This window comes from Streptacidiphilus jiangxiensis (genome assembly GCF_900109465.1).
GTDB lineage: Bacteria > Actinomycetota > Actinomycetes > Streptomycetales > Streptomycetaceae > Streptacidiphilus > Streptacidiphilus jiangxiensis.
This window is the reverse complement of record NZ_FOAZ01000017.1, coordinates 167,690-179,841: the sequence shown is the minus strand read 5'-3', so window position 1 is coordinate 179,841 and position 12,152 is coordinate 167,690. Positions and strand designations below refer to the sequence as shown.

The following is a 12,152-nucleotide window of genomic DNA, read 5'->3' as shown; positions in this document are numbered from 1 at the left end:
ATGATGCACAGCAGTGAGGGGGCCGTCCTGGCACTCGACGCCGGAGGCAGTCGGATCCGGGCGGCCGTCCTCGCCCCGGACGCGACGGTGCTGCACCGCGCCAGCGCGGACACCGGCATCGAACGCGGCCCGGACGCGGTGGTGGAGACGGTCCTCGACCTCGCCGCGGGGCTGGCAGCGGTCCACCGCCCCGTCGCCGCGGGCATTGCCGTGCCCGGCATCATCGACCAGGCCTCCGGGATCTGCACCTTCGCCGCCAACCTGGGCTGGCGCGAGGTTCCGATCCGGCAGTGGGCCGCCGAGGAGCTCGGCGTCCCGGTCACCCTCGGCCACGACGTGCGCGCCGCCGCGTGGGCCGAGGCCCGGCTCGGCGCCGGGCGCGGCTGCCGGTCCTTCCTCTTCGTGCAGATGGGCGCGGGCATCGCCGCCGCGCTCGTCCTCGACGGCCGCGTCCTGGTCGGCGGCCACGGGTCCGCCGGTGAACTGGGCCACCTGATCGTCCGTCCGCGGGGCCGGCTGTGCGCCTGCGGTCGGCGCGGCTGCCTGGAGACCGTGGCCTCCGACGCGGCCCTCGCCGGCGCGTACAGCCGCGCCACGGGCGAGCAGGTCGGCGCCGAGGAGGTCTGGCGCCGCGCCCAGGCCGGCGACGACGTCGCCGAGTGGCTGTGGGACCGCACGGTCCCCGCCCTTGCCGACGGCCTCGCCGCGGCCGTCACCCTCTTCGACCCCCGCCGCATCGTCGTCGGCGGCGGCGTGGCCCAGGTGGGCCGCCCCTACGTCGAACCGCTCCGGGCGGCCCTGGAGAAGCGCCTCGGCTTCCAGACCACCCCGGAGATCGTCCCGGCCGGCCTCGGCCGCGACGCGGGCTGCATCGGGGCAGGCCTGCTCGCGCTGGATCAGTTGCACCACCTGGGGGCGCGAGGCTCTGTCGATGAGCGGCTCCGCCGCGGGGCGCGGACAACCACCGACGTGCGGATGGCCCTGCGCAGTGAGGACCGTCCGCGTGCCGGTGGCTTGTCGCGCCCACGCGGCGGAGCCGCAATTCGGTAGAGCCTCGCGCCCCTGATGGTGCAACTCAACGTCTGAACTCGGCTTCCTGGTAGAGCGTCACCAGGATGCCGTGCATCGGCTCGCCCTCCGGGTCCTCCTCCAGTTCGTCGACCAGGCGCATCAGCATCTCCTTGAACTGCGCGGCCCTCGCGGGCGAGAGGCGTAGGTGGCGCAGGCGGAGCAGGTGGTCCACCGGGGAGCGGTCCAGTTCCTGTGCGACCGCGCCCATCAGCGCGGCCGTGCCCTCCGGCTGGGGGTCGTCGACCAGGAGGTGGGGCGCGGTCAGGCGGTAGTACTGCTCCGTGCCGCCGCGGACCGTGCGCGTGCCGGCCTCGCGCACGATGCCCGCGTCGCGCAGGACCTTGAGGTGGTGGGAGACGCCTCCCTTGTTCACGCCCAGTTGGGCCGCGAGCTTGCTGATCGTCGACGGCTGCCGCTTCAGGGCGAAGAGCAGCCGTTGGCGGACGGGGTGCGCCAGTGCCGCATGCTGCTCGGGTGTGCTGATCCTCTGGGTGTCGCTCACGAGTTAAGTGTTAAGTCTGGTTGACGCTTTCGCAAGCCCTTGGTCTACTCCTCCCATGACCACCACCTCGTCACCCACGCTGGATGTCACCGCCGTCGTCGAGGCGACCGCCGCACTGGTCGCCGAGCACTACGTCTTTCCCGAGCTCGCCGAGGAGCTCGCCGCCCTGCTGCGCCGCCGTGGCGCCGAGGGCGCCTACGAGACCGACAGCCCGGAGGAGTTGGCCGAGGCCGTCACCGCCGACCTGCGGTCGGTCAACGGGGATCTGCACCTCGGGCTCAAGTTCCACACCGAGCCGGTGCCGGCCGAGAAGGGCGAGGCCACCCTCGCCGCCATGCGGCGGAAGTTCGACGCCTCGCTGGGCGGGGTGCCCCGCGTGGAGCTGCTGGACGGCGGGGTCGCGCTGCTGGAGATCGCACCGGCCGTGTTCCCGCTGGACTGGGCCGCGCAGCCGCTCGCCGCGGCGCTGACGCTGGTCGCCCCGGCCCGCGCCCTCGTCCTGGACATTCGGGGCAACCGCGGTGGCGACCCGGACACGGTCGCCTTCATCTGCGGCTACCTGTTGGACGGCCGCACCCACCTCAACACCATGCTGTCGCGCCAGGGCGAGACCGCCGAGCAGTCCTGGACGCCGCCGCACGTGCCGGGCGCGCGCTTCGGCGGCACCAAGCCGCTGTACGTGCTGACCAGCGGGGATACCTTCTCCGGCGGCGAGGAGCTCGCCTACGACCTGCAGCAGCTCGGTCGCGCCCAGATCGTCGGCGAGGTCACCGGCGGAGGCGCGCACCCGCGTGAGGGGTGGACGGTGCACCCGCACCTGGAGGCGTCGATACCGGTCGCCCGCGGGGTCAACCCGATCTCGGGCACGAACTGGGAGGGTGTCGGCGTCCAGCCGGACGTGCCCTGCGACGCGGCGGACGCGCCGGCCCGCGCGCTGGCCCTGGCCCAGGAGCGCCTCGCCGCCGAGGAGGGCTGACGCTCCGCCCCGGCCGCCGTACGGGAGGAACCGGCGGCCGGGGCGGAACGGGCTTGCGGGCGGTCAACTCCAGTGCAGCAGCAGCCAACCGCGATGGGGTAGCTCGGCGTCCGTCACCAGTGCGGAGCCGTGCCGTCCCGCACCCGCCGCCGCGGGCGGCGCGAGCGGGGCCAGGAGCGTGGCCGTGGCCGCGGGCGCCGGGTCGGGGAAGGTGACCCGGACGCGCGCCGCGTCCGCGCTGCCGTTGGCCACGGCCAGCCGGTGGCCGGCCGGCGTGCGGACCAGGTGCGGGACCAGGTGCGGGCCGCCGTCGACCAGGGGGAGTGCGGGCCGGTCGCCCTCCAGGAAGCGGACGGCGGTGTGCAGCAGCCGCTGACCGTCGTCGTCGAAGGGCAGCTGCTCGGGCGCGGTCGCGGCCAGGACCACGACGCGGCCGCCGCGCTGGTTGCGGAAGTGGCAGCGTCCGGGCCCCCAGAACCGCCCGTCGGGCGTGGTGATCCGCGTCGTGACGGTGGCCTCCGGGAGGGGCGAGAGGCGGGCGAGGGCGGGCTGCGTGTTCACGCTCAGCCAGATCTCGCCCTCCTCGCCCTGGTGGCGTTCGACCGCGTACGGGCCGGGCTCGGCCGGGTGCTGCTCGCGCCCCACGAGCTCCGCCGCCTCCAGGCCCAGCAGCGGACCGAAGCCCCGCTCGGTGAGGATCGCGGCGGCCGTGCCGTCCACCAGCAGGCCGCCGCAGAGCAGCCGCTCCACCTCCGCGTCCGTGAACGCCCAGGCCAGCGTCCCGAACAGGGCGTTGACGCGCCCGACGCCGGCTGCGACCGGGACGCCGTAGCGCATCAGGAAGTCGGCCGTCCGGCCCGGGTCGACGGACAGCTCGGCGAGGTCACCGCCGGTCCGGGTGCGCACGTGCGCGGCCACGTCCTGCCGGAACGGCAGCCCCACGCCCAGTGTCTCGAAGCCGTCCGCGCGCTCGTCCGTCACGAGGTCGAGCGCGGGTCGGGAGCGGCGCAGCAGTTCGGCGATGCGCGGGTAGCGCTGCGCCCGGCCGGAGTGCATCGGGTGGAGGTTGAGGAAGAGCGCGTCCGAGCCGGCGAGGGCCGCGGTGACCAGCTCCGACCAGGTCTGCGTGTCGGACTTGGACCAGGCCGTGTGCGGCCAGTTCTCGATCTCCGGCTCGCTGGTGGCCCAGCTCGGCCGCAGGGCCCGCTGCTGCTCCAGCATCCAGACGGAGGAGCTCAGTTCGCGTCCCGGCGTGTCGCTGTAGGCGGCGAAGTGCGGGCGGTGGGCCACGCGCCCGCCCACCGACAGCGCCTGGAACAGCTTCGACCAGTCCCGGCCTTCGACCGAGGCGACGCCCAACGTCGAGCTCATCAGCCCCAGTTGCGACGCGCCACCGGAGTGCGTGGCGACCGCGTCGGCGAGGTCGGCGGCCACTTCCAACTGGGCGGTGCGCCACACCTGCTGCAGCAGCGCCCGCCACGGGTGGGGCGCTCCGGGCGCGGTGACGGCCGCGACCACCTGCTCGCGGGTCACCGGCTCGCCGACCAGCCGCGCGAGCCGGTCCAGCATCGGCTGCTCGAAGCCGCCACCCCAGGGCAGCGGCGCGTGGTTGTGGTAGCGGAAGTCGTCCTCCAGCCACAGCACCCGGAAGCCCAGGGCGGCGAAGCGCGCGTAGTGGGCGGTGATCCACGCCCGCCAGCGCGGGCAGGCGAAGGAGACCTGCGCCGAGGCGACGGTGCCGTCCGGCGCCACCATCGGGGTGAAGCCGAGCGTGTCGGCCCGCCCGCGGTCGGCGTGGCCGGCGGTGACCCACGGGTTGAGGCTGACCTCGAGACCGGCCTCCCGCAGCACGCCGAGAGCGGTCGCGGCGGTCTCGACGAGCAGGTCCTCCGCAGGCCCGGCCGGATGGCCGGCGTACAACTCCTCGGCGCCCAGCAGCAGGACGACCTCGTCCACGCTTGCCTCGCCACAGAACTTGGCCAGTTCGGCGGCCTGGGCCGCGGCGTCCGGGCCGGGGTGGAGCTGGAACCGCAGGTGGTACCGGGCGGGCACGCGGGGCCTCCTTGACGGGGTTGAAGGGGCGGTCACTTGACACGCGGTTCATTTGACGGAGCCGGCCGTCAGGCCGGACCGCCAGAAGCGCTGCAGGGAGAGGAACAGGACGACCAGAGGGATCGCGGAGACCATCGCGGCGGTGACCACGATGTTGAACGGCACGGCGGTCGGCCCGATGCCGCGCTGCGACTGCCAGCCGACGATGCCGACGGTGACCGGCTGGAGCCTGTCGTTGGCCAGCATCAGCACCGGCAGCAGGTAGTTGGTCCAGATCGAGACGAACTGGAAGAGGAAGATGGTCACCAGCGCCGGGGCCATGACGCGCAGCGCGATGGTGCCGAAGATCCGCACCTCGCCGGCCCCGTCGATGCGTCCCGCCTCCAGGAGCTCGTCCGGCACGGACGCGGCCGCGTAGATCCGGGCCAGGTACACCCCGAACGGGCTGACCATGCTGGGCAGCAGGACGGCCCAGTAGGTGTTCACCAGTTGGACCTTGGAGAACATCAGGTAGAGCGGGATGGCCAGCAGCGGCTGGGGGACCAGCACTGCGGCGAGCACCGTGTTGAAGGTGAACTCACGCCCGCGGAACGGGTACTTGGCGAGCGCGAACCCGGCGAGGGCGGAGATCAGCGTGCTGACGGCCGCGCCGCCGACGGCGTAGACGGCGCTGTTGACCAGCCACTGCGAGTAGATCCCGCCCTGCTGGGTGAAGACCTGCCGCAGGTTGGCGAAGAACGCGAAGTGGCCGAACCAGAAGCCGTTGCCGGAGAAGAGGTCCGCGTTGGTCTTGGTGGAGGAGACGAGCAGCCACCAGACCGGGACGAGGAAGTAGACGGACGCGACGACCAGCACGCCGAGCGTGACCCAGCGGGCGGGGTTGCGGAGGGCGGTGTTCACAGGGCGGCTCCCCGGCGTTGGACGAGCTTGAGGAAGCCGAAGGAGAGCACGAAGGCCAGCAGCGCCAGGATGACCGACTCGGTGGCGGCGGCGTTGAAGTTGTTGGCGTCCACGGCGTCGTAGGCGGCGTAGATGGGCGTGTAGGTGCTGCTGAGGTTGGGCGCGACGTTGTGCAGGATGGCCGGCTCGTTGTAGAGCTGTGCGGTGCCGATGATGGAGAAGACGGTGGTCAGCACGAGCGCGGGCCGCACCAGCGGGATCTTGATCCGCCAGGCGATGCCCCAGGCCGAGCAGCCGTCCATCGTCGCGGCCTCGCTGAGCTCCGCCGGGATCGCCTGCAGCGCGGAGTAGATGATCAGCATGTTGTAGCCGGTCCAGCCCCAGGTCAGCATGTTGCCGATGGTCGGGGCGAGCATGGCGTTCGAGGTCAGGTCCAGGTGCAGGCCCAGGTGGTGCGCGGCCGCGGTGATCGGGCTGAGCCCGGGTGCGACGAGGTAGGACCACATGATCGCGCCGATGACACCCGGCAGCGCGTACGGGAGGAAGAACGCCAGCCGGAAGAACCGCTTGAACAGGGTGGTCCTGGCGTCCAGCAGGAGCGCGAGACCGAGCGCGAGCCCGAGCATCACCGGCACCTGCACGATGCCGATCAGCAGGACGCGGAGCAGTGAGCCGCGGAACGCCGGGTCGGCGAGGGCGGTTCCGTAGTTGGACAGCCCCGCGAAGACCTGCGTGGGCGCGGAGAGCCCGAGCCCGTCGCGGTGCATCCGGAAGAGGCTCTGGTAGACGGTGTAGCAGATGGGTGCGGCGTACATGGCGACGAAGAGCAGCAGGAACGGCGCGAGGAACAGCGCCGCGGTCCGCGCGCGGCGCAGATGCGCGGGAGTGCGGCGGGACTGCGTGCGTCCGGCGGGCGCGCGTGTCGAGGCGGTCGCCTGCCGCGAGGTGGCGGTGGTCATGCGTGTCCTTTTGCAGACGAGACGTTGCACTGCATGGGGGCGCGGGGAACTGCGCGACAAGCCACCCACCCACGTCGTTCACCGAGCGAGCAGGGCCGTCCGTACGTCGGTGGTTGCTCGCGCAGTTCCCCGCGCCCCTGAGGTGAGTGCAACTCACCCTGTGACGGTCAGGCCCTGCTGCTTCATCTGGGCAACCGTCTTGCTCTGGACCGTGCCCAGCACGCTCGGCAGCGTCGCGCCGCCGGTGCCCGCCTGGCCGAGGCCGTCGCCGAGGTCGGTGGAGGTCTGGGTCATCGTCGGGCCCCACTGCCAGGAGGTGTTGATGTGGGGCATCTCCGCGTTGAAGACGTCGTAGATCTTCTGGCCGCCGTAGAAGGGGTCCGGCGCCGACAGGGCCGGGTTACTGAGGCCCGACGTCGCGGCGGGGTAGATGCCGGTGACCTTGATGAGGTTGGCGACGCTGTCGGGGTCGGTGCTCATCCAGAGGGCGAACTCCGCCGCCTCCTTGGCGTGCGCGCAGCCCTTGAGGACCGCGGTGGCGGAGCCACCGTCGTTGCCGTAGACCGGGTTGCTCGCGTCCCAGACGGGCATCGGGGCCACGGCCCACTGGCCGGACGTGCCCTTGACGCTGGAAGCGATGATCGGGGCGTCCCAGACGGCGTTGACGTCCGAGAGGATCTTGCCGCTCGCCATGTCGGCGTACAGGGACGGGTCGTAGCTCGGGTCCGTCTTGAGCAGCTTCTTGTCGAGCAGGCCCTGCCAGTAGGAGGCGACCTTCGCGTTGCCCGCGCTGTTGATGCTCACCTGCCACTGCTGGTTGGCCGTGCCGAACCAGGGTGCGCCCGCCTGCCAGGCCAGGCCGGCGTAGTTGTAGGCGTCGTTGCCGAAGTCGCCGAGGTAGACGCTCGGGTCGGCGGCGTGCACCTTCGCCGCGTCCGCGGCGTACTGGTCCCAGGTGGCCGGGGGCGTGGTGATGCCGTACTTGGCGAAGAGGTCCTTGCGGTACATCAGGGCCATCGGCGCGGTGTCGACGGGCGCGCCGTACGTCTTGCCGCCGATCGTGACCTGGTTCCAGGTCCAGTCCGCGAACTGGCTCTTGGCGGAGGCGGTGGCGTCGGTGACGTCCTGGAGCGCGCCGGCGGCGGCGAAGCTGGGCAGGGTCTCGTAGCCGACCTGGGCCAGACACGGCGCATTGCCCGCCTGCACGGCGGTCAGCATCTTGGTGTAGCCGCCCTTGGAGCCGGAGGCGGTCTTGTCGAAAGTGATCTGGATGTCCGGGTGCGACTTGTTCCACAGCGCCACCGACTGGTCGTAGCCGGGCGCCCAGCCCCAGAAGTCCAGCTTGACCGGCCCCGAGGAGGCGGCGGATCCGGTGGTGGACCCGCTGCTGGAGCAGCCGGCGAGCAGAGCGGTGGCCGTCATGAGGGCGGCGGCCGTGGCCACCGCTCTTCCGGAGTGCATCGTCAAGGCAGGGCTCCCGTTTCAGAGGGGAAGGAGGCTTGCTCGATTAGTTCGGCTATTGTTGGAACAAAAGCGAGTCACAGTCAAGACACCCAGCAGGACCGCTACAGTCACAGGTCTGGAGCGGCAGTCCCACCGACGAAGGGGGAGGGCAGCAGCCGTGGCAACCCGAGCTGTCGAGACGTACCCGCGCGACCTGGCCATGGCCGGGCCTCCGGGGGCCAAGGACCGGTCCTCGACCCGCCGTGCCAACCTCAGCCTGATCCTCAACCTGCTGCACGGCGAGGGCGGCCGGTCCCGCGCCCGGATCGCCGCCGACACCGGGCTGCCCAAGGCGACCGTCACCAACCTGATCGCCGAGCTGATGGAGGGCGGCCTGGTCCGCGAGGGCGGCGCCGAACGCGAGGGCGCGGTCGGCCGACCCGGCCAGGTGGTCGAGCTGGACGGCCGGTCCCTGTGCGGGGTCGGCGTCGAGGTCAACGTCGACTACGTGAGCGTGATCGCGCTCGACCTGCCCGGTGACGTCGTCGCCCAGCGTCGCCTTGCCGTCGACGTCGCGGCGACCCCGGCCGAGGCGGTGCTCGACACCGTCGCCCGGCTGGTCGCCGAGACGATGGACGAGCTGGCCAGGACCGGGGTGCGGACCATCGGCGTGACGCTGGCCGCGCCCGGCGTGATCGATCCGGTCCGGGGCGTGGTCACCTACGCGTCCAACGTCGGCTGGCGGGAGGTCTCGGCCGTCGACGGCCTGCGCCGCAGGCTCGGGCGTGCCGCGCCGGAGATCCACCTGGAGAACGACGCCAAGCTCGGCGCGATCGCGGAGTTCGTCACGACCGACACCCCCGGCGTGCGCGACCTGGTCTACCTGACCGGCGCCACCGGCGTCGGCGCGGGCATCATCGCGAGCGGCAAGCTCCTGCGCGGCAATGCCGGCTTCGCCGGCGAGGTCGGCCACCTGCCGCTGGGCGACCCGGAGCAGCAGTGCCCCTGCGGCCGTCGTGGTTGCTGGGAGACGGCCGTCGGCCTGGCGGCGCTGCTGCGGCTGGCCGCGGACCGGGACGACCCGGTCCACGACCCCTCGGTGGACGTGGAGCAGCGCCTTGCCGAGCTGTCCCGCCGTGCCGAGGCGGGCGACGCCCGCACGCTGGCCGCGTTGGACACGCTGGCCCGGGCGCTGGGCGCGGGGGTCGCGCTGCTGGTGGACGTGCTGAACCCGCGCCTGCTCGTGCTGGGCGGTCACTTCGCGGTGTTCGGCGAGTACTTGGTGGCGGCCATAGGGGATCGCGTCCGCGACACCGTGATCGCCCCCGATGCGGGTGGCTGCGAGCTCGTCCCGTCCGTCCTGGGCTTCACCGCGCCGGCGCGCGGCGGCGCGTACCTGGCGCTGGACGCGGTCTACCAGGACCCGATCGCCATCATGCAGGTGTTGCAACTCCCGTAGGGGCGCGAGGAACTGCGCGAGTGGCCCAGCCGAGGGGGATGGCCCTGTCCGCTCGGGGCCGCGAGGCCGTGGGTGGCTTTTCGCGCAGTTCCTCGCGCCCCCGGCGTCCGAGGTCTTGACGCGGACTCGATTAGTTCGGATTCTGGCGGAACTAATCAACCCGCCCCGCTCCTCCCCGAGTGGAAGGACCCCCATGAGTCGATCCCTCCGGCCGCGCCTGCTGGCCGCGACCGTGCTCGCCGTCGTCGCCGCAGGCCTACCGCAACTCCCCGCCGTGGCCGCCGCCTCCAGTGGCACCGTCACCATCGGCGGTCAGTGTCTGGACGACGTCAACGCCGGTACCACCGCAGGCAATCCGGTCCAGCTCGCCGCCTGTGACGGCTCCGCCGAACAGAACTTCACCTGGAACGCCGACGGCACGGTCGGGGTGCTCGGCAACTGTCTCGCCGTCGCCGGCGGTTCGGTGGCCAACGGGGCGCTGCTGCAGCTCGCCGGTTGCGCGAGCTCCGCGCCGGAACAGCACTTCGCGTTCCAGCCGGACACCACGATCCTCAGCGCCCAGTCCGGCAAGTGCCTTCAGGTGCAAGGCAGTTCCGTTGTGGCGGGTGACGGCGTCGGGTTGGCGCCCTGCAACCCCTCGCAGGCGCTGCAGAACTGGCAGGCCGCGGGCGCCCCCGCCGCCGCGTACACGCTCTCCGCCGGTGCCTCCGGCACCAACGGCATCAACGGCGACGACACCCCGGCCTTCCCCTACCTCGACAGGAACGGGCAGTTCTACTACCAGTCCGCCCACTCGCTCTACGGCGCCACCGACGGCCGCAGCTGGGACTTCTACTCCGGCTCGAACTTCGACACCGCCACCAAGGCGTCGATCAGCAACAGCGGCACCAACAAGGACACCACCGCGTTCTGCAACAACAGCCCGACCGGCGTCAACGCCACCGACGCGCCCTCCGGTTCCGGCTACGCCGAGCGCAACTACTGCGACCTCGTGGGCGTCTGGGTCGACCCGGACAGCGGCACCTGGTACGGGCTGGTGCACAACGAGTTCACCCCGCAGCCCTTCGGCGACGGCACGCACTACGACGCGATCGACTACGCGTCCTCCACCGACCAGGGCGCCAGCTGGACCATCCAGGGCCACGCCGTCACCACGCCCTACAGCACCGTCCGCAACGACACCGCCACCTTCCCCAACCAGACCTACTACTACGGCGACGGCGACCCCCGCCTCTTCGTCGACCAGCGGTCCGGGTACTTCTACGTGTTCTACATGTCCCGGCTGGTGGACAAGACCGGCGGCTGGGGCGCCTTCCAGGAGCACGTGGCGCGCGCGCCCATCGCACAGAAGATGAGCTCCGCGTCGTGGAGCAAGTGGTACGACGGCGCCTGGTCGCAGCCGGGCGTCGGCGGGTCGGAGAGCGACGTGATCCCGGCCGACGGTGTCGGTTCCGGCTGGATCCCGCCCGCGCAGGGCTACTCGCCGGGCACGAGCGGGAGCATCGCCACCCAGGTCGCCGCCGGGACGACGCCGGTCAGCTCGCAGCTGTCGGTGCTGAACATCGCCTGGGACGCCTACCTCGGCAAGTACCTCGGCACGCCGGAGAACGAGGCCGGCAGCAACCAGCCGCAGCACTTCTACGTGACCGACGACCTGGCCACCGAGAAATGGACCGACATCGGCTCCGCCGGGCCGGCCCAGAGCTCCTGGTACCGCTGGTTCCTGGACCCGACCAGCCTCACCGGCGGCGCGATCGTCGGCAGGACCTTCCGCTCCTACTGCGAGTACTCCTGCACGCCGAACGACTCCGAGTACACGCAGTTCACCGTCGCCCCCTCGTCCTCGGCCGGGCTGCCGGCCTCGCCGGTCACCAGTGGCGTCGGCTACGAGATCGGCGCGGGCGGCGGTGCCTACCTGACGCAGAGCGGCACTGCCGTGACCACCACGACGGCCCCGTCCGGCACGGCAGCGCAGTGGACGTTCACGCCGACCGGCGACGGCTTCTACACCGTCGCCAACACCGGCAGCGCCCAGGCCCTCGGCGTCGACTCGACGAAGAACGCGGGCCGGGCCTGGGAGGCGCCGGTCACGCTCGGCAAGCTCGCGAGCAGCGGGCCCACGGCCGGGCAGCAGTGGTCGATCCAGACGATCATGCAGTCCCCGGCTTCGAGTGGCTCCTCGACGCCCACCGGCGGCTACCGGCTGGTCAACCGCTACAGCGACCTGGCACTCAGCCTGACCGGTGGCACCACCGCCGTCGCCACTGCGCCGCAGCGCGCCTGGAACAACACCGGGACGGCCGGTGACACCCGCCCCGTCTCCGCCCAGACGCTCGGCTTCACCGCCGCAGGCGGCTCCGCCGACCTGAGCGGCAGCCACACGCTCACCCTGGGCGGCGAGGCCCTGGACGACCCCAACTGGTCGACCGCGCAGGGCACCCAGCTGGACACCTGGTCCACCAATGGCGGAGCGAACCAGAGCTGGACCTTGACCAAGCAGGCCGACGGCTCCTACACCGTGGTCAACGCCTACTCCAAGCTCTGCATGGACGACTACGGCGGCAACACCGCGGCCGGGACCGCCGTCATCCAGTGGGCCTGCACCGGCAACCCCAACCAGGAGTGGACGGTGGCCGCGCTCGCCTCCGGCGCCTACACCCTGACCAACGTCCACACCGGCCTGCTGCTGACGACCGCCGGAGCGGCCGACGGCGCGCTCGTCACCCAGCAGGCGAACACCGGTTCCTCGCTCCAGCAGTGGACCCTCGGCTGACGCCCGGGCCCTGAGCA

The 12,152-nt window shown here is 72.1% G+C and carries 9 protein-coding genes; 4 read left to right on the top strand and 5 right to left on the bottom strand.

Translation table 11 applies throughout. From position 1 onward, the window contains the following. Nucleotides 1-1,050 carry an ROK family protein gene (locus tag BMY61_RS29060; RefSeq protein WP_063773182.1) on the top strand — a complete coding sequence of 350 codons (1,050 nt, stop codon included), beginning with the start codon at nt 1-3 and terminating at the stop codon, nt 1,048-1,050. Nucleotides 1,051-1,075: 25 nt separating this feature from the next. Here BMY61_RS29060 and BMY61_RS29055 read toward each other — a convergent pair whose 3' ends face one another. Then, the gene (locus tag BMY61_RS29055; protein WP_042443146.1) at nt 1,076-1,573 is read right to left on the bottom strand and encodes an ArsR/SmtB family transcription factor; all 498 of its coding nucleotides are present in this window, start codon (nt 1,571-1,573) and stop codon (nt 1,076-1,078) included. Nucleotides 1,574-1,628: 55 nt separating this feature from the next. Between BMY61_RS29055 and BMY61_RS29050 the strand changes: the two genes are divergently transcribed. Further along, on the top strand, nt 1,629-2,549 hold the full coding sequence (locus tag BMY61_RS29050) for a S41 family peptidase (protein WP_042443147.1): 921 nt from the start codon (nt 1,629-1,631) through the stop codon (nt 2,547-2,549). Between the two features lie 63 nt (nt 2,550-2,612). On the opposite strand, the gene BMY61_RS29045 is transcribed toward BMY61_RS29050, so the two are convergent. From BMY61_RS29045 to BMY61_RS29030, 4 genes are all read right to left on the bottom strand, one after another. After that, nucleotides 2,613-4,601 carry a hypothetical protein gene (locus BMY61_RS29045; RefSeq protein ID WP_042443149.1) on the bottom strand — a complete coding sequence of 663 codons (1,989 nt, stop codon included), beginning with the start codon at nt 4,599-4,601 and terminating at the stop codon, nt 2,613-2,615. Between the two features lie 48 nt (nt 4,602-4,649). Beyond that, on the bottom strand, nt 4,650-5,501 hold the full coding sequence (locus tag BMY61_RS29040) for a carbohydrate ABC transporter permease (RefSeq protein ID WP_042443151.1): 852 nt from the start codon (nt 5,499-5,501) through the stop codon (nt 4,650-4,652). Then, nucleotides 5,498-6,460: a carbohydrate ABC transporter permease gene (locus BMY61_RS29035; protein WP_042443153.1), complete on the bottom strand. Its 963-nt coding sequence runs from the start codon at nt 6,458-6,460 to the stop codon at nt 5,498-5,500. The genes BMY61_RS29040 and BMY61_RS29035 overlap by 4 nt, the downstream gene beginning before the upstream one ends. Before the next feature lie 153 nt (nt 6,461-6,613). Then, the gene (locus BMY61_RS29030; protein ID WP_042443155.1) at nt 6,614-7,921 is read right to left on the bottom strand and encodes an extracellular solute-binding protein; all 1,308 of its coding nucleotides are present in this window, start codon (nt 7,919-7,921) and stop codon (nt 6,614-6,616) included. 160 nt (nt 7,922-8,081) lie between these two features. Here BMY61_RS29030 and BMY61_RS29025 point away from each other — a divergent pair, with 160 nt between their 5' ends. Continuing rightward, complete coding sequence (locus BMY61_RS29025) at nt 8,082-9,362, top strand: ROK family protein (protein WP_201777519.1); 1,281 nt, start codon at nt 8,082-8,084, stop codon at nt 9,360-9,362. Nucleotides 9,363-9,555: 193 nt separating this feature from the next. Beyond that, nucleotides 9,556-12,135 (top strand): RICIN domain-containing protein, encoded by a 2,580-nt coding sequence (locus BMY61_RS29020; protein ID WP_082014762.1) that lies wholly within the window; start codon nt 9,556-9,558, stop codon nt 12,133-12,135. The last annotated feature ends 17 nt before the right edge of the window (nt 12,136-12,152 follow it).

What these genes read in the sequence shown, in the direction of transcription:
- BMY61_RS29020 (WP_082014762.1), top strand. Translation starts at nt 9,556, where the DNA reads ATGAGTCGATCCCTCCGGCCGCGCCTGCTGGCCGCGACCGTGCTCGCC.
- BMY61_RS29035 (WP_042443153.1), bottom strand. Translation starts at nt 6,460, where the DNA reads ATGACCACCGCCACCTCGCGGCAGGCGACCGCCTCGACACGCGCGCCC.
- BMY61_RS29060 (WP_063773182.1), top strand. Translation starts at nt 1, where the DNA reads ATGATGCACAGCAGTGAGGGGGCCGTCCTGGCACTCGACGCCGGAGGC.
- BMY61_RS29030 (WP_042443155.1), bottom strand. Translation starts at nt 7,921, where the DNA reads ATGCACTCCGGAAGAGCGGTGGCCACGGCCGCCGCCCTCATGACGGCC.
- BMY61_RS29050 (WP_042443147.1), top strand. Translation starts at nt 1,629, where the DNA reads ATGACCACCACCTCGTCACCCACGCTGGATGTCACCGCCGTCGTCGAG.